We start from the raw sequence: 22,530 nt of genomic DNA on the forward strand, positions 1-22,530 counted from the left end.
TGGCAAAATCTATGAAATCGCTTACAATAGAGAGCGAGGTGATATTGGATGAAAACAATTGGCTTTCCGCTACACGAAGAAATAACTGAAATTGATGAAGCGTCTGCGCTTCAACGGATTTGTCAACGACACACAAGTAAAGCCACGATTAGGGTTCGTGACATCGAAATTAATCCCAGAGAACAAGTTGAGATGGCAACGCTTAGTCAGTATGGTGGGAAATTCATTCGAATCGTGACGGATGGGCCTGACGAAGCCCAACTGGCGACCGCCATTCATCAGCAGTTCGTCAAGGACCAGTATTGTGACTACTAAGCCTTGACCCACTCGTTTGGATTCGTTAAGCTCGACTTAATGAAATGAAGCGAGGGATGCATCATGAATGAAGAACAGGTCGACAGGCTCTGTCAAATCGCCCCGAAGTATGGGCTACACTTAGCTCATAAGGGATTGATCATTACTGAAATTAACGGGCAGACCACATCATTTGATGCGGCAACTTATATGCCTGACCAACTGATTGACATGCTGTCAAAGATTATCGCCACGCAAATGAAGGCGGACCTGTGGCAGTGGAAATAGCAATAGCTTAAAAAATTGGACCGCGACGTTTTTGTCGTGGCCCAATTTTTTATGGTTCAATGTCTATTGTTTCAAACGTGCTATTCTTCTTCCCAGCGATCGAAGTCCTGGGCATGGCTGGCAAGATAGGCTATGGCCTCTTGTCCGAGTTGTTGGCTTTCTTGATCAAAGTTTTGGTTGTCAGCGTCACCCTCGGCGTCAGCTTCGTCGCGTAGGAATCCCGCAGCGAGGTCTAAGTACTTGGTGCGACGGCCGATCCCATTGTCTTTAAAGAGATCGTCGAGCTTAGTCAGATCGTCCTTGGCAGCGGTAGAAACGCGCTGTGCTAGATCAGGTTGCTTACCTAATTTGATGGCGGCGTAGTCCATGAGAAAGTCGTTCATATCAACGATGATGGCCTGCCGTGCTTGCTTTTCACTTTTTTTTGCCACTTATGCTCACCCCTTAGTTTCATTTTAGTCATTCTAGCGAAATCACGCAATTATTCTCCTTGCGTGATTGGTGGTCGGGTTCACCGGCGATCCAATGATGTAGGAGATTACGAGGTAAAACGTTAACATATCATCGAATTAATCATGACAATAATCGTGTTTGGGTGTTAACTAACTGGTTATTAGAAAATTTATACGGATTCCCCCAACATTTACCGAAAATTTACACGATTGCGACGATTACTATATATTCATCGCTTAGAATCAGGGTTGTAAGTTAAGGGGAGGCATTCGGGGTGCAAGTTGACTTTGGATGGTTCTACTATCTCAAAGACATGGAGTGACAGAGATGAATAAGGGATCAAAGTTAGCAATGGGGATTGCAGCAATTAGTTTGCTTTTAGTTGGGTGTGGCAAAGCCACAAGTTCAACTGGCAGTAAGGAAAGTAGCGCAGCACTTTCAGGTAAAGTGACTGCCGTGGGGTCAACGGCTTTACAACCGTTAGCTGCCAAGGCGGGGACTAACTTCACCGCTAAGAACACCAAGGTTAACTTGACCGTTCAAGGTGGGGGTTCCGGAACTGGGCTGAGCCAAGTCCAAGCCGGTGCGGTTTCGATTGGTGATTCTGACATTTTTGCCGAAGAAAAAGACGGCATCAAGGCTGACAAATTGACGGACCATAAGGTTGCCGTCGTGGGGATGGCCCCAGTTGTCAACAAAGATTCCGGAGTTAAGAACTTAAAGATGGCACAATTGAAGCAAATCTTTACCGGTAAGATTACCAACTGGAAGGAAGTTGGCGGTAAGGACGAGAAGATTGTTATCATCAACCGAGCACAAGGTAGTGGGACTCGTGCAACCTTTGAAAATGCCGTATTAAAGGGCGCTGACGCTGTAAAGTCTCAAGAACAAGATTCCAACGGTGCCGTACAAAAGATCGTTTCCACGACACCAGGGGCCATCAGTTACTTGGCCTTCTCATACTTCACCAACAAGCTCCAAGCTGTTTCTATCGACAACGTTACGCCAACGGACAACAACGTTGAAACGAACAAGTGGAAGATCTGGTCTTACGAACACATGTACACGAAGGGCACGCCTGACAAGGCAACGACTGCCTTCCTGAAGTACATGGATTCCAAGACGGTTCAAGATAGCTTGGTTAAGGACATGGGGTACATCAGTATCCATGACATGAAAGTAACGAAGGACGCTAAGGGTGTCGTTACCCAGAACTAAGCATCCGGGATATATTTAGAAGATGTTGAAATGGGGTGAAGGTGCGGTCGAAGCACTTTCACCTTTTTTAAAAGGGGGGAGTCAACTTATGGAGCAAACAAATTTTCAACTTAAGAAACAAGATACCCAATCACAGGAATGGTCCAAACGGTTACACCACGCAACCCGAGCGACTCGCGAGGATTGGATTGGCCGGGGAATCAGTTACCTCTGTATTGGGGTAATTATCCTGGTCGTTGCGTCAATGTTGTGGTTTATCACCTCAAAAGGGATTGCCACCTTTACGCAAAATCACGTCAGCCTCTGGAAGTTCTTGTCTGGGACTGATTGGTCACCAAGTCAGGGCAAAATTGGGGCGTTACCGATGATTGTGGGGTCCTTTGCCGTGACGTTTGCCGCCGCAATTGTGGCGACACCATTCGCCGTCGGCACGGCGATTTTCATGACAGAAATTTCACCTAACAAGGGCCGGAAGTTTCTCCAACCCGTGATTGAATTACTAGTTGGGATTCCTTCTGTGGTTTACGGGTTCATCGGGCTGGCAGTCGTCGTGCCATTCATGCGGCACTTGGTGGGCGGTTCCGGATTCGGAATTATTTCAGCCACCTTCGTGTTGTTTGTGATGGTCTTGCCAACGATTACATCAATGACGGTGGATAGCCTGCGAGCGGTTCCTCGGTATTACAAGGAAGCTTCACTGGCTCTGGGAGCGACGCGCTGGCAGACGGTTTCTAAGGTGATTTTACGGTCGGCAACGCCCGGGATCTTAACCGCCGTGATCTTCGGGATGGCCCGGGCTTTTGGGGAAGCCTTAGCCGTTCAGATGGTGATCGGGAATGCGGCCGTAATGCCGAAGAATTTGATCTCGGCAGCTTCAACGCTGACGAGTCAGTTAACGACTGGAATTGGGGACACCATTGATGGGACGTTACCCAATAATGCTTTGTGGTCACTAGCTCTGATTCTGTTACTCATGTCACTATTCTTCAACGCCCTGGTACGGGTCATTGCAAAGAGGGGGCAACTCAAACATGAACGCTAAACGTAAAGACATGATTGCCACGGTCATCATTGATCTGATTGTCGCCATTGTGGTGGGAATTCTTTTCTTCCTATTGGCCTACATTCTCATCAAGGGGCTGCCGCATGTTAGCTGGAGTTTCTTGACGGGTGCTACAGACTCCTTTGATGGTAGCGGGGGGATTGGGGTTCAATTGTTCAATTCCTTCTACCTGTTGGTCTTGACCATGTTGATTTCTATTCCAATTTCATTGGGTGCTGGGATTTATCTGGCCGAATATGCGAAGGACAACTGGCGGACCAGCCTGATCCGATCGGCCATTGAAGTTCTTAGTTCCCTGCCATCCGTGGTCGTGGGGTTGTTCGGATTCTTACTCTTTGTGGTTAAGTTCAAGATTGGCTTTTCCGTTATCTCGGGGGCGATTGCCTTGACGTTCTTTAACTTACCGCTGTTAACGCGGAATATTGAAGAGTCGCTCAGTGCGGTGCCACGTAGTCAGCGAGAAGCTGGTTTCTCCTTGGGGCTATCTAAATGGAAGACCGAAGTGGGGATCATTCTCCCGGTGGCACTTCCTGGGATCGTAACCGGGGTGGTTCTGAGTGCTGGCCGAGTGTTTGGGGAAGCCGCTGCCTTGATTTACACGGCTGGGCAAAGCGCACCGGTCACTAACTTCGCCGATTGGAACCCAATGGATGCCGCGAGTCCGCTCAATCCATTCCGACCAGCCGAAACATTGGCTGTTCACATTTGGAAAATGAACACAGAAGGTTTAGCGAGCAATGCAGCGGCCTTGTCCGCCGCCGCTTCCGCCGTTCTGATCATTGCCGTGTTGCTCTTTAACTTGGGTGCACGAGTTCTCGGGTCGTACCTGTATCGTCGGGTTACGGCTAGCAAGTAGGGGGTGTGACGATGCTTAAACAATATTCATTTGATAAGACGGCTGTTCAGACGTTTGACGCGCAGACTTCGCTGGCGCTGAAGACAGAGGACTTACAGGTCTTCTACGGCACCAATCATGCCATGCACGATGCTAATCTGGCCTTTCCCAAGAACCAAATTACGGCGCTCATTGGGGCCTCGGGCTCTGGGAAGTCCACCTACCTGCGTTCTTTGAATCGGATGAACGATACGATCGCGACGGTGACGGGAAAGATCTGGTATCACGGGGTCGACATCAACGAGCCCAACGTGAATATCTATGAGATTCGTCGACACATTGGGATGGTGTTTCAACGACCCAACCCGTTTGCCAAGTCTATTCGAGAAAACATTACCTACGCCTTACGGGCGAATGGGGTGAAGAACAAAGCCGAGCTATCGGAACGTATCGAAAAGAGTTTGCGTGGGGCTGCGCTTTGGGATGAGGTGAAAGATAGCCTCGACAAGAGTGCCCTGTCCCTTTCTGGGGGGCAACAACAACGGTTATGCATTGCCCGTTCGATTGCCATGGCACCGGATGTGTTGCTGTTGGATGAACCTTGTAGTGCCTTGGACCCGATCTCGACAGTTAAGGTTGAGGAGACGCTCCTAGAGTTGCAGAAGCAGTACACGATTATCATCGTGACGCATAACATGCAACAGGCCGCACGGATCAGTAGTCAGTGTGCGTTCTTCCATCTCGGACACGTCATGGAATACACGCCAACCGGGACGATGTTTAGCAACCCGCAGATCCCAGTAACGCAAGACTATATTTCTGGAAGCTTTGGGTAGTTATTTTTAGAGAGGTTAGTTAGGTCTGAGACAGAGGTCTCAGACCTTTTTTGCGTTCTAAACGTCTATCGTCGAAACGTGCGACAAAAGGCTTCAACGCCGCTTACCCCCGATAGACAAGCAGTCCAATACCGAGATTATTCACCTATCGACGTTAGTGCGCTTTGACTACCCGCCTTGTGTCCCCCGTCCTTTTTTAATCACGGCCAGCTGAAAGGTAACAAAGTAGCGAGAGTAAAGAGACTACAAAACGTTTTACTTGTTGAGGATCGCGTTGCATTGGTATTTACCAATGTTTTCAAATGAAAATTTACTAAAATAGTCTAAAAGTTTTAGTAAAAGGATGCACGTCCTGATTTAACGGGATTTACAGTTCTTAAAAGACCAGTGATCTGGTCAAAATGTAATTGACAGCGCTTTCATAGCTCGGTATGATTCTAGTATCAAGACGGCAGTTTAGCCATTATTTGTTGGCAAAAGTGCAGTAGGAAGGTGAATGTTCGGCCAGATTATTATCGGAAGTTATTAAGTAAAGTTTTAGTGAATGCTACATAGGAGGGTATGACGCCCTCATCGAAATGACATCAATTGGGAACACAGCCACGTTCGCTGACGGTAACGGGAGTGAACAACTTAAGGAGGAACTGTTGTGGGATTTTGGACGCTAGGTTCATTCATCTTATTTACGCTACTGGTTGCGCTAATTTCGTGGTTAAAGACTCGAAGTAACGACTTAACTTCCAGTACAGGTTACTTTCTCGGTGGTCGTAGTCTCTCCGGTATTTTTATTGCTGGGTCACTATTGCTCACCAATCTCTCTGCAGAGCAGCTGGTTGGTTTAAACGGGAATGGGTTTAGTAGCGGATTGTCATCCATGGCTTGGGAAATTACCTCTGGGGTGACGTTGGTTCTGATGACGCTGGTCTTTCTACCGAAGTATCTTAAAGGTGGGTTTACGACGGTGCCGGAGTTTTTGGAAAAACGTTATGACAAAGGAACCCGAAACATTGTCACGGCGCTGTTTTTAACCAGTCTGACAGTGGTTACTCTGCCAACTGTGCTCTATGCCGGTGGCCTTGCCATCACGTCACTCTTTGATTTAACCGATATTTTCCATATTACGGAGTTACAATCTCTCACACTAGTTATTGTCCTCATTGGGGTGTTAGGGAGTTCTTATGCCATTATTGGGGGACTTAAAGCGGTAGCCGTTTCCGATACGATTAACGGGGTCGGTTTACTGGCTGGTGGGTTCTTGATTCCAATTCTAGGATTTTTCAAACTCGGTGGTGGTCACTTCTGGGATGGGGTCAACAAGCTAATCGTTGAACACCCAGAAAAGATGAATGCCGTGACTAATACCGGGGCCACACCGTTTCTGTCGATCTTTACCGGGGTCCTTTTAGTCAACACCTTCTACTGGTGTACGAACCAGGAAATTGTCCAACGAGCCTTCGCCGCTAAAGACTTGCGGGAAGGGCAGAAGGGAGTTCTGTACGCGGGATTTATCAAGGTATTTGTTCCGATTATCCTGGTGATTCCGGGGATCATTGCCTTTCATCTTTATGGCTCCAAGATTCCGAGTCAAGACATGGCCTATGCCTACTTGGTTCGAGACATCTTGCCTGGGCCGCTACTGGGATTCTTCGGTGCCGTGTTGTTTGGGGCCGTACTGAGTGCCTTTAACGGGGCGTTGAATTCCGCTTCGACAATGTTTTGTATTAACATCTACAAGCCAATCTTCAAACCGGATATTGATGACAAGAAGCTGGTCAAGATTGGTCGAATCTTTGGAATCTTCATCGTCATCTTTGCTATCTTTGTCGCCCCCAACATTGCCAAGGCGCCAGAAGGTCTCTACATCTTTATGAAGAGTGTCATGGGATACTTTAACATTCCAACGTTGGTTGTGGTTCTGATGGGCTTCTTTACGAAACGGACGCCTGCTATTGGGGCCAAGTTAGCGATTCTATTCTTCCTAGTTTCCTACACGCTTTACAAGTTTGTTTTCAAATTCGATATCAATTACCTCCACGTTTACGGGATTCTATTCCTCTGCTGTATCGCCATCATGTTGATTGCTGGCTGGATTCACCCACGACCAACACCTTACGAATTGCACGATGTGAAGTTAGTTGATTTGACACCATGGAAGCTGGCACGTCCACTGTCAGCAGTTATTATCACAGTTGTGGTTTATGTCTATACCGTCTTCTCACCAATTGGGATTGTCTTCCACAAGCACTATGGCATGAGATTAGCAGTGATTACCCTTATCTTTGCCGCAATTGCCACGACATTATTCTTAGTTATCAACAAGTACTTTAACCATGTTCAGGTTCCGGAAAGCGAGGAAAATGAGAATGAAGAAGAACAAACAGGTCATCTTGATCATGACGGATACAACGCGTAAGGATATGGTCGGGTGTTATAACGACAAGATGGTGACGCCTAACATTGATAAGTTGGCTTCTGAAGGACTGCGTTACGAGAACGCTTATTCCTGCCAACCGGTCTGTGGACCTGCACGGTCGGCCATCTTTACGGGGACGTTCCCACATTCTAATGGGATGGTCACCAATAGTTATGCGATGGGAATGAACGTCAAGACCATCGGGCAGCGGTTGACAGATAATGGCATTCACACGGGATACGTCGGTAAATATCACTTGGATGGTGGGGATTACTTTGGTCTCGGTGTTTGTCCTGAAGGTTGGGATAAGAAGTATTGGTTTGACCAGAAGATGTATTTGGAAGAACTGACCGATGAGATGCGAGTTAAGTCGCGGCAATCCGAAACGTCTTATGAAGATTGGTTGACGGAGGACTTTACCTATGCCCACAAGGTGACCAATCGTGCCGTAGGCTTCCTGGAAGAAAACGTGAATACGGATTTCTTCCTCACGGTCTCCTATGATGAGCCGCATGGCCCAAGTATCTGTCCGGCGCCTTACAATACCATGTATGCCGACTTTAAGTTCAGCGACTATCCCAACTACTCGGATGATCTGATGGACAAACCGCTTCTCCAGCAACTGTGGGCGGGGAAAGACATTAACAAGCCAGTTTCCGAGTTAAACAAGCCTTCCAAAGGATTGGCCTTGTTCTTAGGGTGTAACACGTTCGTGGACCACGAGATTGGCCGGGTTACCAAGGTGTTGGAAGAAAAGTATCCGGACGCACTGATTATCTACACCTCTGATCATGGGGACATGCTAGGGTCGCATAAGTTACAAATGAAGAACGCTGCGGCCTATCGAGAAATTGCCAATATTCCATTGATTATTAAAGGTGGCCAAAAGGGGAAGGTTACGGATGCCCCAGCGTCACACATTGATTTAGTGCCAACGATTATGGATTATATGGGCCTACCAATTCCTAAGTTACTTGAAGGAAAGAGTATGTTGCCACAAATCATGGACAGTGATGTGGTCATTAACAAAAATGTTTATACTGAATGGACCCGTTATGAAGTGGACCACGATGGTTTCGGTGGGATGCAAATGATGCGGGCAGCAACGAATGGGCATTACAAATTAGTCATTAACTTAATGGATAAGGATGAATTCTACGATTTAGACAAGGATCCTTATGAAGTCACCAACTTAATTTACGATAAAGACTACGCCGAAATTAGAAATGGGCTACACGATGATCTTTTACAACACATGAATGAAACCCGGGACCCATACCGAGGTTACCAGTGGTCTGCCAGAGATTGGCGGAAGGATCGTCACCCTAAGTGGGAAAATGACGGTTATACGCGGCAAAAGGAAAACGAAGAGTATGAACCACGGGAATTAGATTACGATACGGGGTTACCAATGGACAAGGCAACGCGGCCGAAGGAAACCAATGACGTCAAAAACTAGAAAGAGGGATTACCATTGAAATTAATCAAGGGTGGAGATTATTACCTGGGATCTAATGACCATTATGGATTCCCCGGGGACTTGGAAGGACCGGTCAAGCCGGTCAATGTTGCCCCATTTTTGATGGATGAGACGACAGTCACCAATCAAGAATTCTCGGACTTTGTGGCGGATACGGGTTATGTAACGGACGCCGAGCAGTACGGTTGGAGTTTCGTCTTTGTTGCCTTGTTATCGGACGAAGAGATCGCGCGAAGTGAACAGTCTGCTGGGTTTAAGTGGTGGTATGCCGTGAAGGGTGCCGATTGGGCGCACCCACGGGGTAAAGATACCACGATCACAGATATTATGGATCATCCAGTAGTTCAAGTTTCCATCAACGATGCCAAGGCCTACTGTAAGTGGGCAGGCAAACGGCTTCCCAACGAGGCAGAATGGGAATTTGCTGCCCGGGGTGGCGCACCATATGATTGGACCTACCCGTGGGGGGATGACTTGGAACAAGACAATGCCTATCATGCCAACACTTGGCAGGGAGATTTCCCACATGAGAATACTCAAGCAGATGGTTATCTCGGCACGGCGCCAGCCAAATCGTATGATGCCAACGGCTATGGCCTGTACCAAAACATCGGAAACGTTTGGGAATGGTGCTCGAATCAGAGTAAGATTCCACTGGATGTTTTCCAACAATTGAGTGGACCACGTTCTTGGGAGAAGTGTTTAGTGGCACCAGATGACCAAGAATTTGCCACTCGTGGTGGGTCCTTCCTCTGTCACTTTTCCTATTGTAATCGTTATCGGATTACTGCTCGAAATGGTCACGTCGGAAGTACGGCTGGGAGTAATCTGGGATTTCGTTGTGTAAAGGACGTCGAATAGGAGGCGTTCTTTATGAAAATTGCCCTGGAGTACTTCATCATCATTGTTTTTGCAAATACGGTTGGGGCAATTTCCGGTATGGGGGGCGGTGTGATTATCAAGCCGCTCTTGGACTTCATGGGAAAGAGTCCACTCTCAGCAATTAATTTTTACTCTAGTCTAGCCGTATTTATAATGGCGCTAGTCTCGACTCGGCGTCAGGTTAAAAATGGCGTCCGGCTTAACGCGCGCTTCGCGGGCCTGCTCTCACTGGGATCGGTTCTAGGTGGGTTCCTCGGTGACCTGTCCTTTCGGGTTCTGAGCGGCTGGCTGCCAATCGAACGCGTCAACGTCGTTCAAATTGTTCTGACGCTGGTATCCTTGGTACTCGCCTTAATCTACACGCGGCCAGGACATTTCAGTTGGCCTGACCGGTGGTTGCCGGGAATCTATACCTTTTCTGGTGCGCTGTTGGGGTGGCTAGCGACCTTGATGGGCATTGGTGGTGGCCCAATCAACGTGGCCTTCCTGATTTACTTCTTCGACATTGCCATTAAGGACGCGACGGTCTACTCGATTGTCATTATCCTGTTTTCACAGATCACCAAGCTTGGTTTTTCCCTGCCGCACTTTGGACAGGATCATATCAGTTGGATTATCCTGCCAGTTGTTGTGCTGGCTGCCATTTTTGGGGGAACATTTGGTGCCCAGTTGAGTAAACGAGTGGCGGATCATGCGGTGCTGCTGATCTACCGAGTTGTTGTTTCGGCTGTCCTCGTTTTAAACGTGGTCAATATGGTCCAACTTTTACGATGAAATTTTTGAAAACACCTAACGTGCTGATTGCCGGCTGACGTTAGGTGTTTTATTTTTGTCAATCAACCCGCAGTCAGGACTGGTAAAATAAAGATAACAAGTTTTGAGAAAGGGGAGGTGGCGATATGTATTTTTTACAGGAGTCCGGATCACTGCCACTATATGAACAGCTCACCCAACAGCTGGTTGCGGCGATGGATCGGGGAGAATTGACTGACCGTTTGCCGTCAATTCGGTCATTGGCGGCAGAACTTGAGGTATCCAAGGGTACCGTAGAGAATGCTTATGAACAGTTGGTCGCAGAGGATCGAATTGAGAATCGGCCCCAGCAAGGATTCTTCGTAAAGAAATTAGTCTCGACACCCCCAATGGTCAGTGAACATGACCGTGATTTAGTTCAACCCGACTTTGACTTTTCCTTGGGCTACGCGGCCTCGTTGCTGGAAACGCATGCCAAGACGGCGTGGAATCGGTCGTTGGAACGGGCTATCCAAGACCAGGATCTGCGTGATCCCCAGACGGCCATTCAGCGTCAAGGGTCATTGGCATTGCGGGAAGAGATTGTGGCCCTCTTGGCGCGCCGACGAGGGATTCACTGTCAGGCGGAACAGGTCGTGATCACTGCCGGTAACAGTGAGTCGCTGGTCATTGTGACCCAGTTGATGCAGGACAGTTTTCAGGCACCACTCAAAGTGGGATTCGAAAATCCTGGCTACCGCAGTGGACTGGAGACGGTTCGCCGTCAGGGTGGCCAGCCGGTCTTGATTCCAGTTGATGAGGCAACCGGGATGGATGTTGCCTACTTGCGAACAGCGCCGGTTAACCTGGTCTATGTGACCCCTTCCCATCAATTTCCCTTGGGACCGACGATGCCCTTAGTCAAGCGACAAGCTCTGCTAGCTACCATGCGAGCCAAGCAGGGGATAATTATCGAGGATGATTACGACAGTGAGTTCTCGGTGTCTACCAGGCCGATGCCTGCGTTGGCTTCATTGGATGCGAACCGGGTCATCTATCTTGGTGGTTTTTCCAAGTCAATTTCGACCGAGTTGCGGCTCAGCTTTATGGTCTTACCGCCGCAACTAGTTGCCAGTTATCAGAAATTATTTGCCTTTGAAACGAATGGGGTCGCGGCAATTATTCAAGCCGCCACGGCGGACTTCCTGGCATCTGGCGCCTATAGCCGCCACATCACACGAGCCTTGCGCTTGAATCGCCAGAAGTATGCGCTTTTGCAGCAACAGTTAATGCCATTCGTTCGGCAGGGGATCATTGCCGCTCACTTCGGGGAAGCCGGGATTCACCTGGTATTTCGTTTAAAGCGAGTTCAAGAGGCGGCTAAGTTCGATGAAATTTTAAAACGAGATCGCCTTTATCTGCGAAAAATGGATCACTATTGGTTACAAGATAAGCAACTTGGTTACTATATCGTGGGGTTTGCCCACTTTGCTTTGCCAGAATTCCGGCAAGGCGTAGCCAAGCTAGTGCTAGCATTAAGGGCACTGTCCGCCTAAACTCATGGTTAACTGTCTCTTCATCTTTCATGTGACCCGCTTATACTGAGAGTTAGTTAAGCAATCAGAAAGGGCGATTACATGATAACTTATCAAATGGATGCCAAGTTAGATGCTGCAAATTTCAAGGATCTTTTGGTTCGGACAGAACTTCATCGTCAAATCAACGATGATCAGAAACTCCAAGGAATGTTGGACCATGCTGATTTCTTATATACAGCTTGGGACGGCGACAAGGTGGTTGGTTACGTTCGGGGATTGACGGATTACGCGGATGTCATTTACATTGCGGACCTGGCAGTCGATGCCGATTACCGCCATCAAGGGATTGCCCGGCATTTGTTGGGGATGGTGCAGGACCAATTAGGTCAAACACTTCACACGGTGTTATTGGCTTCGTTGTATGCCAAGGATTTCTACGCCAAGATTGGCTTTACCAAAGATTCTCGCGGCTATGTGAAGAATCCACAGCACTTGGATCCTGCCGACTGGACGGTTTAAACTATAGAAAAAACACGCTGACCAATTGGTTAGCGTGTTTTACTTTATTTCGTTAAAAAGACCTGCCAAAGCAGTGTTGCACAGACTGCACCCGCAATCGGGGCGACCACGGGAACCCAACTGTAGGAAAATTGCGAACTTCCTTTGTGGGCGAATGGCCAGATAGCGTGGAGTAGGCGGGGACCTAAGTCACGAGCCGGGTTCAACGCGGGACCAGTGGGGCCACCTAAGGAGACCACCAGACACATAACTAGAAAACCCAGACCAATGAAGTCGGCACGGGGGTCTAACTTGTCAGCGGTCATCGCCACAGCACCCAGAACCAGAATGAACGTCCCGAGGAATTCGTTGATAAACCCATTCAACTTGCTGCCAGCCGCATCAATTGTGGAAAAGGTTCCCAGGATGGCTTCCGCATCAGTAGTTTCATCGTAGTAGGGTTTGTAGGCAAGAACAATCGCTAACTGCCCAAATATGGCTCCGAGCAACTGCGCCACGATGTAGGGCAGGACTTCCTGCCAGGGAAAGTTGCCAACCACGGCCGAGGCAATCGTCATGGCCGGATTAATTTGTGCTCCGGAAATGGTTCCGAACATCAAGGCGGGGATCATGACCCCAATTCCGTATCCCCAACCGATTAACAGCCAACTGCCGTGATAACCCTTGGTTCCTTTGAGTTCAACGTTGGCAACGGAACCGTTACCGAGGGCAACCATGATGGCCGTCCCAATAAATTCGGCCAGACACCGAATGAATAATGAATAATGCATAGATTCAACTCCACATAAGTATAAGATAGGCGACTGCTACTTTTCGATGACCATAGTTGGCTATCAAAAAACAGTAGTATCTCCTATCATACGCTTATCACGAGTGGCTTTCACGATAAGTTTCAATTTTCTGCTATTAAAATGAAAGTTATGGAAAATTGCATTCCGATGCCTAAGGTATACGGAAAAGTTATGGTGTGTTCTCTCATCAGTTGGCTACTATATAAGTATATCTCTAATAATTTGGTCAAAATATTTGTAAAGGTGAACCGTGGTAATTCAAAGGAGATTCAATCATAATTAGTAGTTGCCTAACCCACACTAGCAACAGTGGGGAGGTGAGCTCTCATGTTTCAAAATCTTTTTTCGCCACTTGTTGTTGGCGTCCTAGTTGCCTTATTTACGGACTGGTTAGAACGTAGGCGACATAGGTAGCTCTAGGTGACCTCTAACCCACCCGTTTATTTACATAGACGTACAAAAAAGGCTCTGACTACGCCACATAGTCAGGGCCTTTGGTGAACTCAATGTTCCAAAACCTTTTTGTAACTTCAGTATATCACAACTGCGATATATCACAATTGCTATATATCATTTGCGATAGGTTTTCGTAACTGGAGATGTCAGTAAATAAAAACTGCTGGCGATTAAGCCAACAGTTTTCACCGCCCCTGTATGAAATTTTGCATGCAGGTTACCAAAAAGGTTGCCATTAGTTACTATATTACGATTACCAGTGAAAATTGATAAATTCAAGAATGCCTTAATACCGGTGTTCATGAGCTATATTTTAATCTCTGAAACTCATTCAATGGACCCTACCGGATTTGAACCGACGACCTCCTGCATGCGAAGCAGGCGCTCTCCCAGCTGAGCTAAGGGCCCGAAACTTACCCATTAATTATAGCACGTTGTCACAATTTGTTAATGGGTAAGTGGTGTCTAGTGACGACTACTACGGTGGCCACCAGTACCATGGGTCTTGATGACGTTGCGTTTGAACTTTGGACCGGTGGCGTCGGCGACAAACTTAAAGTGCCGCAGGCGGCCAACGTAAGGCTTACCGGCTAAGCGGACGGTGGTCCAGCCACGCATGGCTTGAGCCATGTCATCGGTAGCGGTCACCAGATCTGCACGGTGTTCAGCCTGAGCAGCCTCGCGGAGGTCGGTGGTCAGGCGTTGGACCAGGCCTTCGTGATACGTGAGAAGTTCCTGCGTCAATGGGGCACTCCGGTAGCTGTTGAAGAGACGTTGCACTTCCTTCAACGCGTCCGTGGTATTCTTCGGTTGATAATAACGTTCCTGCTCAGACATGCCCATTTCCTTTCTTAATCTTGATGGCGCCAGCCGTGAAGCCACTGTTGCCAAATACTTTTTGAATCAGTTTGTAACATTAGACGTTGGTACTGACTGCCGATGTACCAGGCAAACAGACCAATTGCTGCTAAGAGAATTGCGAGTGAGAGGCCTTGCTCCAGACCACTTGCGGTGCCATTGATGATACGCATAGGCATGAAATAGGATGAGAAGAAAGGCACGTACGACATAATTTTAACGAAGACCGCATCGAGGTTGCTTTGGAATGGGAAGGTGAGGAAGAAACCTAGCATCCCTAACATGACGACCGGTTGAGCCGCTTTCGAGGCATCCTCTGCTTTGGCAACAATGGCGCCACTGTAGGCTGCCAGAACGGTGTAGATGACCACGCCGAGCAGTAGGTAGACGAGGTTCACATTGACTAAGTTGTGAATGACCGCGTTGATTAGTGAATGATATTCGGTGATGAGTGGCTTTAATTTGGTGCTGTTGATGGCAAATTGGTAGCCGGCCCAACCCCCGAGGAGGTAGACCACAATCTGAGTCAGAATCACCAGGAGAATTCCCGTGATCTTGCCAATGAAGTAGCTGGTTGCGGTCGTACTGGAGAAAATGATTTCCATAATCTTGGTTCCCTTTTCGGAGGCAATTTCTTGGGCGGCGATCGAAGAATACGTGATTAAGATGATGTAGATCATGGTGACTAGCAACCAGAACGAAACCTTCTTGGCGATATTGGCGGCTCCGGCCTTCTTGGCAATGTGTTGCGTGAGGGCCGGGGTTCGAGCCAGCGCCTGCCGTTGCTTAGCGGACAGGTTAGCTTGTTGATAATTGGCAGCTTGTTGGTTGGTGGCCAAGAAGTTCTGAGTTTGGGCCCGCAGGCTACTTCCCATGCTGTCACTGCCGTGGTAATCGGCCTTGAACTGTTGATTGACGGTGCTTAACACCAGGTAGCCCGCCAGGTGGTCTTTTTTCAGAGCTGCTTTGGCGGCCTTAACCGTGGTGATCTTGGTATTCAAACCATCGTTTTGCTTGATAAAGGCCTGGCGTAACGGTTGTGATTCACTGATGACAGCGACTTCACGGCTACTAGAAGCACTGTTGGCACTGATGTAGCTGATGCCGATGGTTAAGCCGATCATCAGAAAGGGACCGAGAATCATGAAGAGAAAACTCCACGACTTGATCTGACGCAGATAGGTTTCAAAGGTGACGATCCAGGTTTTATGCATGGTCTTCACCTACTTTCAAGCGGAAAATTTCATCGAGGGTCGGTGGTTGTTGACTGAATTCCTCGATGTAGTGCCCCTCGGTCAGAGCTTCAAAGATTGCGGGCCCAGCGGCGGGATCGTTGAGTTGTAAGAGGTACTGCCGTGGTTGTCGAACAGTAACGGCGGCAACGCCCGGCAGTGCTTGGAGCCGGTCTGGCGTCCAGTCGGTCGTTACGTAGAGTTCCGTCTTACCAAATTGATTCCGAACTTCTGTCAGCGTCCCATGTAAGACGACATCGCCCTTACGCAGCATGACCAGCTGGTCACACAGGGCAGTCACGTGTTCCATGTCGTGGCTGGAGAAGATAATCGCCGCGCCCTCGTCGCGCGCCGTCAGAACGGCTTGCTTAAGGAGATCGGCATTGACGGGATCGAGACCACTAAAGGGTTCATCCAGAATCAATAGTTTGGGATGATGGATTAGGGTGCAGATAAGTTGAACTTTCTGCTGGTTTCCTTTAGAGAGATCCTTGATTCGACTCTTACGGGTGCCTTTGACGGCAAAACGCTGAAGCCATTCATCGATATGGGCCCGGGTTTCCTTGGCCGATTGTCCCTTGAGTCGGGCCAGATAGACGACTTGTTGTTCGATGGTTAGCTTAGGCATTAGGCTTCGTTCCTCTGGCAGATAGCCAATCGTATCAAAGTCGTTAGCGGACAGGGGATGTCCCTGCCACGTAATCGTGCCGTCATAAGTAATAAAGTTCAAAATACTATGAAACGTGGTGGATTTTCCCGCCCCGTTTTGACCAATCAGTCCTAAAATCTGGCCGTCAGGCACGTCAAAACTAACATCGTTGAGTGCGTGGACGGTGCCGAAGTGTTTACTGATATGTTGAATGCTGAGCATCGGTTGAGCTCCCCTCATAGGTGATGTTCTCATTATACGCGAACGATCGGGAACACGCCAAAAAATCGGATCAGGACAACTAGTAGTTAAGACTAGCTAATACCCATTTTATAAAGTGGCATTACTATTTTAAGGTGGTGAGCCAGATCTCTGATAGTGGGCATGCAATTAAATGGGAGATAGTCTGTGCTTATCGCAAAACCACCCAACCCCACGAATCTTCCGTGAGGTTGGGTGGCTATCAATGTCGGTTTTAGTGAGGTTGTGACTCACCTTGTGCCGTGGTGTTCAACTGTGCTTGCGCCGTGCTAGTCTCACGGCGGGGAGTCATGTTGAAGAGAACATTTAGAATGACCGCTGAGAAGCTCCCAATGACAACGCCATTGTTCATAATAATTTGGAGAGATTGGGGGAGGGCTTGGAAGATTTGAGGGTAGACCGTCACACCCAGTCCCAGGCCAATGGAAATGGCAGAGACCAAAAGATTATTGTTATCCTTGAAGTCGACTTGCTGGAGCATCCGGATTCCTTGGACGCCAACCATTCCGAACATGACGATCATAGCCCCACCCAGAACGGGATCGGGGATGACCGTGGCTAAGGCCCCGATCTTTGGCAATAAGCCTAAGAGAATTAAGAATAAGGCAGAGAAGTAAATTGGCTGACGCGTCTTAACACCGGACAATTGGACCACGCCGACGTTTTCGGAGAACGTAGAGTAAGGGAAGGTGTTGAACAGTCCGCCCAGGATGACGGCGATCCCTTCGGCTCGGTAGCCCCGTTTTAAATCGGCTTCTTCGAGCTTCTTGCCGGTGATTTCTGCGAGGGCAAAGAAGACACCGGTCGATTCAACCATCGTGGTCAAAGAGACCAAGATCATGGTGAGAATTGAGGACCACTCGAACTTGGGCGTGCCGAAGTAGAAGAATTGTGGGAGGTGGAACCAGCTGGCCTGACCCACAGCGGAGAGGGAAACCATGCCCATGGCACCAGCAATGACCGTGCCAATGAGGATGCCTGCTAGAATGGCCAGTGACTTCATGAAGCCCTTCGCAAAGACGCTTAAGCCGAGGATAATGGCCATCGTGAGAAAACCAATCAAAAGGAACTTGGGATCGCCAAAGTTCTTAGCAGCGACGTTTCCACCACCGAGGTCTTGAAAGCCAACGGGAATTAAGGTGAAACCAATGATGGTAATCAGAGATCCCGTGACCACCGGTGGGAAGAGGTGCTTAATCTTTGAAAACCAACCGGCACTCAGAAAGACAAAGACCCCGGCACTGATGATGGCACCGTACATGGCGCCCACGCCGTAATGGGTCCCAATGGCACTCAGGGGAGTGACCGCTTGAACGGCACAGCCGAGAACGACAGGTAGGCCGATCCCAGTGAGTCGCGTTCGCTTCAATTGGAGAAGGGTTGCAACCCCACACATGAAGATGTCCGCACTAATCAGGTAGGCCATTTGCATGGCATTGAAGTGGAGTGCGCCCCCGATAAGTAAGGGAACCAAGACGTCACCAGAATACATGGCTAGTAGGTGTTGGAAGCCTAAGATAGCGGCTTTCCAAATGGAAAGGGACTGACCGTTTGAGGATGACGACGCTGGTGTTGTGGAATTTGTGGACTGCAAGAAAGTTTCCTCCTTCTCGTGACGTCCATACAAAGCCAAGGGATGGCAAACAAAAAGCCCCCTTCGCAAAAAGGGGGCAATGGAAACTCGACCGACGAAGACTCTTCATCGGCAAAAAGAGTTTCGTCCTCAATTTGCTTATAGTCCAGAATTTACGGTTCTGGGTAGAAACTCGCCAACCTTATCTTGGCATTATATAGGCAATCACTATTTTAAATTAATGGAATGTTGATTACTTTACCACGAGAAAAAATAAAAAACAACACCACGACGCAATTTCTAATGCCGGTGCCATACTTTGCGCCAAAGGCTTTTAAACCAGGTCATCAAGGGTCCCCAATCGGCGAGACCTCCCGAGGAACTATAACGTTTGGCGTGAATTTGAACCCCCGGGCGGTTGGGGTTAGCGTTTTCATCTTTTTTCGGCAATCTCCAGTCATCCTCTCCTAATTCTAACTAAATTCTACCGCAAATAGGGTACAATGTGGGTAGAAATATTTTTTGAAAGGAAGTTGACGGTTGTGAAGAATATCCTGGCTATCCATACGGGCGGTACCATCTCGATGTCCCAAAACGAACAAGGGGAGGTTGTTCCCAATAGCGAGAATCCCATTGCCCAGCAAGAAACGATTCTGGCGGGGCGAGTTCACCTGGTGACGGACGAAATGTTTAACCTGCCATCGCCGCACATGACGCCGGTCGAAATGCTAAAGATTAAGCAACGCATCGTGGCTGCGGAGGCTGAGGGTATCGATGGGGTCGTGATTACCCACGGGACGGATACGTTGGAAGAAACGGCGTACTTTCTCGACCTGACGCTCCCCAGTACGATTCCTGTCGTGGTGACAGGAGCTATGCGGTCCTCTAACGAGGTTGGAACCGATGGTCTGTATAATTTCCGGGCTGCCATCGAAGTGGCCGCAGACGACTCCTCACGAGGAAATGGGGTCATGGTGGTCATGAATGATGAGATTCATACTGCCCGCTACGTGACCAAGACCCACACAACCAACGTGTCCACGTTTAGAACGCCGACGTTTGGTCCGATTGGGATCGTGGCTAAAGGCCGTCCTGCTTACTTCCAGCAGCTCATTCGGCAAGCTAATTCTGACATCGACCATGTCGTTGATCACGTCTATCTGCTGAAAGCCTATGCGGGGATGGATGCGACGCTCTTCGATGCGTTGAACACGGACGCCACGAAAGGGTTAGTAATTGAAGGTCTGGGCGCGGGGAATTTACCGCCAGTTACCTTACCAGCCCTGCAACGCCTGCTGGACCGTGGGATTCCGATCGTTTTGGTGTCACGGTGTTATAATGGCTTCGCCGAAGATATCTATGACTACCAAGGGGGCGGCATCGAACTGCGTAAGATGGGCTTGATGCTGTGCCAGGGCTTAAATGGCCAAAAGGCGCGCATCAAGCTCCTGGTAGCGTTAAGCGCCGGCTTTACTGGTGAACACTTGGCAAACTTCATGAGTACCGCCGTTTCATAAACACGAGACGAGCTATTTACGGAGGACTATGCTAAGCTTTTCAGATAACGAAAAATAAAGGGGGTCGTCATCATGAATTCTATTGTAAATGATTTAAATCGCGCCTTGGCGCAGAAACTGTTAGTTAACGTGTACCAAGCTAACCAAGAAGTCGTTTACACCGGGTATGTGACGACGGTTTCGTCGACTGGCATCATTCTGGCGACCTATGATGATTACGGGGTGCCCGATGGGGCTGTTTTCCTGGCGCTACCCGCAATCGATGAAGTGGAATTTTCCAGTGATGATTTGGATAACATGGCCTTCCGGATTCAGACAGCCAAGGACCAGAACTTTATCCAGGCGAGTGGCCTTAGCATGACCTTCGACGAGCGCCGTGACTTGCGGCGACAAGTTCTCAGTCATGCCTGGGTTGATCACCTGGTTGTCATGCTGGTCCTGTCCCAGGACGACCACTTCTATGAAGGGCTGGTCACCAGCGTTGCTGCCGATCAGATCACCGTTCAACTACTCAATAAATTTGATTATACCGACCAGCCTGAGCTGACCCTGACACCCGATGAGATTGAAGTCATCGAGTTTCAAGGACAAGAGCTCAGCCTCCAGACGGTTGCGGCACCACGACTGCAAGAGTTGACGCACGTCGAACCCGTCGAGGTGACCGAAACGGATCTGATTCCCGGGACTTTGAAGCAACTGGCGGGCAAAGATCTTTTAGTTGCCCTGGTTCCAGAGCACGACCAGGACTTGTTCTTCGTGGGTCGGATTAACACGGTGACTGCCGATGCGGTGGTGATGAACTTAATCGATATGACGGGCCTCTTCGGAGGCTATACGGTCATGCGGTTGAGCGAGCTTCACAGCATCGTGCTGGTCTCGGACTATCTTCAAACGATGCGCTTGTTCTCCTTGCTCAACCAAGCCCGTCAACATGGTAATCAGCCAGTCCTCAATGCCGAACGGCTCTTCGACCCCACTGATGACCAATTCAGTGCGCGATTGAATCAGGCCGCAACATTCCGGACGATCATCCGGCTTAAACTCCGTGATGGTGAGCACTGTTTGGGGTATCCTAGCCAGGTTGGTGGCGAACGGTTTATCTTCCATACCGTGGCGGATAACCAATTAGACCAGGTGGGCCAAGTCTTCAAGATTGGGGACGTTGATGAGATTGCATTTGGCTATCTCGATGCCTACCTTGTCGAGCAACAGTTACGTATCGAAGGCGATTTGTAAACAACCCAAGGAGGCCAAGGGTATGGCAGAGGAATTAAAGTTCTGTCCCCATTGTGGGGCACCGGTGACGGCAGATGATGAGACCTGTCCGCAGTGTCAGACGGATCTCAGTGTCTTTCGGTCAGCCAAACCAGCACCCAAGAAGCTGAATCTAAATGCCCTCTACAGTAACCCTTATCGTGAGGGCATGAAGCGGGTACACGATCGGCAGGGGGACACGCCCACCAAACATCGGTGGCACTGGCCGTGGTCGAAGGAGTCGAAGTAAATGGCAGAGTTTGAAGTAATTCAAGGCGATATCACGCAGAGTCACGTGGATGCAATCGTCAATGCTGCGAATACAACCTTGTTGGGTGGGGGCGGTGTCGATGGTGCCATTCATCGTGCGGCTGGACCGGAATTATTTGCGGCTTGTGTGCCGTTTAATGGTTGTCCGACTGGTGAGGCACGGATCACGCCAGGTTTTCAGTTGTCGGCCAAGTGGATCATTCATACGCCGGGACCAGTCTGGCAGGGTGGCGATCACCATGAAGCCGCGGATCTAGCATCCTGTTATCGTGAGTCATTGCGATTAGCGGTTGAAAAGGGGTGTCACACCGTGGACTTTCCGTCGATTAGTACGGGTGTCTACGGCTACCCACTGAATGCGGCCGCAACGGTTGCGACGCAAACGATTGCGAGTGTCTTAGCCCAATCCGATACATTAACTCGGGTGCGGCTAGTGGCGTTTGATCCCAAGACTGCCAAGGTTTATCGCGATGCTTGGGAGCAGGCATAGTGTTAACACAGTGACTTAATCAAATAACCTAAAAAAGGGTCGACCAGAAATTGGTCGACCCTTTGAACTTTGAAAAGCAGGCCTTAGTTAGGCTTGGTGGCAATGTAGTGTTTCAAGGAACTTTGCTCATCGGCGTTGGGGTCAACTTCCCCAGACTTGATGGCGTGGAACTTCTCGACAGAGATGCGGGAACCAAAGGCCATTTCGCCATCGGTCTTGTCGTACTTCTTTTGGTAGGCGATGATTGCTTCAGCCAGATCACTTAATTCTTGACTCATTAATAATCCCTCCAAATGATTGTCCTGTGTGTTGCTTACACTTATTATACTAAAGTTTTGAAAAACCGGCGAGATGAGACTCGAGATCGGGAACTTTTTTTGCATGACGAATTTACAATTGAAGTGCAACGCTAATTAGAACATAAAAGAAGACTCATAGCCTGAGCCCTTGTAAAATGGAATCACCACAACACCATTACAAGGAGGACTCAGACTATGAGCCTGTATCATCATCTTACCTTAAAAGAACGAGAAATCATACTGACAGGTTTAACTTTAAAATATTCCCTTCGGCTTATTGCTAAGAAAGTAGGATGCTCTAAGGCAACTGTATCACGAGAAATTAGACG

Annotated in this window: 25 protein-coding genes, 1 tRNA gene and 1 riboswitch; of the genes, 18 read left to right on the top strand and 8 right to left on the bottom strand. The window is 48.8% G+C overall.

Annotated elements, in window-relative coordinates:
* The first annotated feature begins 48 nt into the window (after positions 1 to 48).
* Both EKM70_RS01930 and EKM70_RS01935 read left to right on the top strand, forming a co-directional pair.
* On the top strand, positions 49 to 315 hold the full coding sequence (locus EKM70_RS01930) for an HPr family phosphocarrier protein (protein ID WP_125544752.1): 267 nt from the start codon (positions 49 to 51) through the stop codon (positions 313 to 315).
* A gap of 63 nt (positions 316 to 378) precedes the next feature.
* The gene (locus EKM70_RS01935) at positions 379 to 582 is read left to right on the top strand and encodes a hypothetical protein (RefSeq protein WP_125544754.1); all 204 of its coding nucleotides are present in this window, start codon (positions 379 to 381) and stop codon (positions 580 to 582) included.
* 80 nt (positions 583 to 662) lie between these two features.
* Here EKM70_RS01935 and EKM70_RS01940 read toward each other — a convergent pair whose 3' ends face one another.
* On the bottom strand, positions 663 to 1,013 hold the full coding sequence (locus EKM70_RS01940; RefSeq protein WP_125544756.1) for a hypothetical protein: 351 nt from the start codon (positions 1,011 to 1,013) through the stop codon (positions 663 to 665).
* Positions 1,014 to 1,362: 349 nt separating this feature from the next.
* Between EKM70_RS01940 and EKM70_RS01945 the strand changes: the two genes are divergently transcribed.
* The 10 genes from EKM70_RS01945 (at position 1,363) to EKM70_RS01990 (ending at position 12,551) form a co-directional block, all read left to right on the top strand.
* The gene (locus EKM70_RS01945) at positions 1,363 to 2,253 is read left to right on the top strand and encodes a phosphate ABC transporter substrate-binding protein PstS family protein (protein ID WP_125544758.1); all 891 of its coding nucleotides are present in this window, start codon (positions 1,363 to 1,365) and stop codon (positions 2,251 to 2,253) included.
* Between the two features lie 88 nt (positions 2,254 to 2,341).
* Positions 2,342 to 3,295 carry a phosphate ABC transporter permease subunit PstC gene (gene pstC / locus EKM70_RS01950; RefSeq protein WP_125544760.1) on the top strand — a complete coding sequence of 318 codons (954 nt, stop codon included), beginning with the start codon at positions 2,342 to 2,344 and terminating at the stop codon, positions 3,293 to 3,295.
* Positions 3,285 to 4,172 (top strand): phosphate ABC transporter permease PstA, encoded by an 888-nt coding sequence (gene pstA / locus EKM70_RS01955; protein WP_125544762.1) that lies wholly within the window; start codon positions 3,285 to 3,287, stop codon positions 4,170 to 4,172. Before pstC ends, pstA begins: the two co-directional genes overlap by 11 nt.
* 11 nt (positions 4,173 to 4,183) lie before the next feature.
* Entirely contained in the window at positions 4,184 to 4,987 is an 804-nt protein-coding gene (gene pstB / locus EKM70_RS01960; RefSeq protein WP_125544764.1) for a phosphate ABC transporter ATP-binding protein PstB, read from the top strand.
* A 649-nt stretch (positions 4,988 to 5,636) separates the two neighbouring features.
* Positions 5,637 to 7,400 (top strand): solute:sodium symporter family transporter, encoded by a 1,764-nt coding sequence (locus EKM70_RS01965; protein WP_125544766.1) that lies wholly within the window; start codon positions 5,637 to 5,639, stop codon positions 7,398 to 7,400.
* A complete protein-coding gene (locus EKM70_RS01970; RefSeq protein WP_125544768.1) occupies positions 7,351 to 8,859 on the top strand; it encodes a sulfatase-like hydrolase/transferase in 1,509 nt (502 codons plus the stop codon). Before EKM70_RS01965 ends, EKM70_RS01970 begins: the two co-directional genes overlap by 50 nt.
* A 15-nt stretch (positions 8,860 to 8,874) precedes the next feature.
* Positions 8,875 to 9,741 (top strand): formylglycine-generating enzyme family protein, encoded by an 867-nt coding sequence (locus tag EKM70_RS01975; RefSeq protein ID WP_125544770.1) that lies wholly within the window; start codon positions 8,875 to 8,877, stop codon positions 9,739 to 9,741.
* Positions 9,742 to 9,753: 12 nt separating this feature from the next.
* The gene (locus tag EKM70_RS01980; RefSeq protein ID WP_125544772.1) at positions 9,754 to 10,536 is read left to right on the top strand and encodes a sulfite exporter TauE/SafE family protein; all 783 of its coding nucleotides are present in this window, start codon (positions 9,754 to 9,756) and stop codon (positions 10,534 to 10,536) included.
* Positions 10,537 to 10,661: 125 nt separating this feature from the next.
* Complete coding sequence (gene pdxR / locus EKM70_RS01985; RefSeq protein ID WP_125544774.1) at positions 10,662 to 12,050, top strand: MocR-like pyridoxine biosynthesis transcription factor PdxR; 1,389 nt, start codon at positions 10,662 to 10,664, stop codon at positions 12,048 to 12,050.
* Positions 12,051 to 12,131: 81 nt separating this feature from the next.
* Positions 12,132 to 12,551 carry a GNAT family N-acetyltransferase gene (locus EKM70_RS01990; protein WP_125544776.1) on the top strand — a complete coding sequence of 140 codons (420 nt, stop codon included), beginning with the start codon at positions 12,132 to 12,134 and terminating at the stop codon, positions 12,549 to 12,551.
* A gap of 44 nt (positions 12,552 to 12,595) precedes the next feature.
* Here EKM70_RS01990 and EKM70_RS01995 read toward each other — a convergent pair whose 3' ends face one another.
* A complete protein-coding gene (locus EKM70_RS01995) occupies positions 12,596 to 13,321 on the bottom strand; it encodes an MIP/aquaporin family protein (RefSeq protein ID WP_125544778.1) in 726 nt (241 codons plus the stop codon).
* A gap of 348 nt (positions 13,322 to 13,669) precedes the next feature.
* On the opposite strand from EKM70_RS01995, the gene EKM70_RS11630 reads away from it, so the two are divergent.
* Positions 13,670 to 13,756, top strand: a complete 87-nt coding sequence (locus EKM70_RS11630; RefSeq protein ID WP_125544800.1) for a type I toxin-antitoxin system Fst family toxin — start codon at positions 13,670 to 13,672, stop codon at positions 13,754 to 13,756.
* 377 nt (positions 13,757 to 14,133) lie between these two features.
* Here EKM70_RS11630 and EKM70_RS02005 read toward each other — a convergent pair.
* The 5 genes from EKM70_RS02005 to EKM70_RS02025 all read right to left on the bottom strand — a co-directional run bounded on the left by EKM70_RS02005 (position 14,134) and on the right by EKM70_RS02025 (position 18,332).
* Positions 14,134 to 14,206: transfer RNA gene (locus EKM70_RS02005), tRNA-Ala, on the bottom strand.
* 57 nt (positions 14,207 to 14,263) lie between these two features.
* Positions 14,264 to 14,635: a hypothetical protein gene (locus tag EKM70_RS02010; RefSeq protein ID WP_125544780.1), complete on the bottom strand. Its 372-nt coding sequence runs from the start codon at positions 14,633 to 14,635 to the stop codon at positions 14,264 to 14,266.
* A gap of 14 nt (positions 14,636 to 14,649) precedes the next feature.
* A complete protein-coding gene (locus tag EKM70_RS02015; RefSeq protein WP_125544782.1) occupies positions 14,650 to 15,870 on the bottom strand; it encodes an ABC transporter permease in 1,221 nt (406 codons plus the stop codon).
* Complete coding sequence (locus tag EKM70_RS02020) at positions 15,863 to 16,759, bottom strand: ABC transporter ATP-binding protein (RefSeq protein WP_125544784.1); 897 nt, start codon at positions 16,757 to 16,759, stop codon at positions 15,863 to 15,865. The genes EKM70_RS02015 and EKM70_RS02020 overlap by 8 nt, the downstream gene beginning before the upstream one ends.
* A gap of 253 nt (positions 16,760 to 17,012) precedes the next feature.
* Positions 17,013 to 18,332: a nucleobase:cation symporter-2 family protein gene (locus tag EKM70_RS02025; protein ID WP_318531963.1), complete on the bottom strand. Its 1,320-nt coding sequence runs from the start codon at positions 18,330 to 18,332 to the stop codon at positions 17,013 to 17,015.
* A 181-nt stretch (positions 18,333 to 18,513) separates the two neighbouring features.
* Positions 18,514 to 18,612: riboswitch (purine riboswitch) on the bottom strand.
* A gap of 262 nt (positions 18,613 to 18,874) precedes the next feature.
* Between EKM70_RS02025 and EKM70_RS02030 the strand changes: the two genes are divergently transcribed.
* The 4 genes from EKM70_RS02030 (at position 18,875) to EKM70_RS02045 (ending at position 21,902) form a co-directional block, all read left to right on the top strand.
* Complete coding sequence (locus EKM70_RS02030; protein WP_318531961.1) at positions 18,875 to 19,888, top strand: asparaginase; 1,014 nt, start codon at positions 18,875 to 18,877, stop codon at positions 19,886 to 19,888.
* Between the two features lie 72 nt (positions 19,889 to 19,960).
* Positions 19,961 to 21,124, top strand: a complete 1,164-nt coding sequence (locus tag EKM70_RS02035) for a hypothetical protein (RefSeq protein WP_125544790.1) — start codon at positions 19,961 to 19,963, stop codon at positions 21,122 to 21,124.
* Between the two features lie 22 nt (positions 21,125 to 21,146).
* Entirely contained in the window at positions 21,147 to 21,392 is a 246-nt protein-coding gene (locus tag EKM70_RS02040) for a zinc ribbon domain-containing protein (protein WP_164506300.1), read from the top strand.
* On the top strand, positions 21,393 to 21,902 hold the full coding sequence (locus EKM70_RS02045) for an O-acetyl-ADP-ribose deacetylase (RefSeq protein ID WP_125544794.1): 510 nt from the start codon (positions 21,393 to 21,395) through the stop codon (positions 21,900 to 21,902). It abuts the gene before it with no gap.
* Between the two features lie 83 nt (positions 21,903 to 21,985).
* On the opposite strand, the gene EKM70_RS02050 is transcribed toward EKM70_RS02045, so the two are convergent.
* Positions 21,986 to 22,180 carry an LBP_cg2779 family protein gene (locus EKM70_RS02050; protein WP_057878565.1) on the bottom strand — a complete coding sequence of 65 codons (195 nt, stop codon included), beginning with the start codon at positions 22,178 to 22,180 and terminating at the stop codon, positions 21,986 to 21,988.
* Positions 22,181 to 22,396: 216 nt separating this feature from the next.
* Here EKM70_RS02050 and EKM70_RS02055 point away from each other — a divergent pair.
* A partial coding sequence (locus EKM70_RS02055; RefSeq protein WP_164506290.1) for a helix-turn-helix domain-containing protein occupies positions 22,397 to 22,530 on the top strand: 134 nt, incomplete at its 3' end.

Origin of the sequence: Levilactobacillus lindianensis (genome assembly GCF_003946095.1) — a bacterium.
Classification (GTDB): domain Bacteria; phylum Bacillota; class Bacilli; order Lactobacillales; family Lactobacillaceae; genus Levilactobacillus; species Levilactobacillus lindianensis.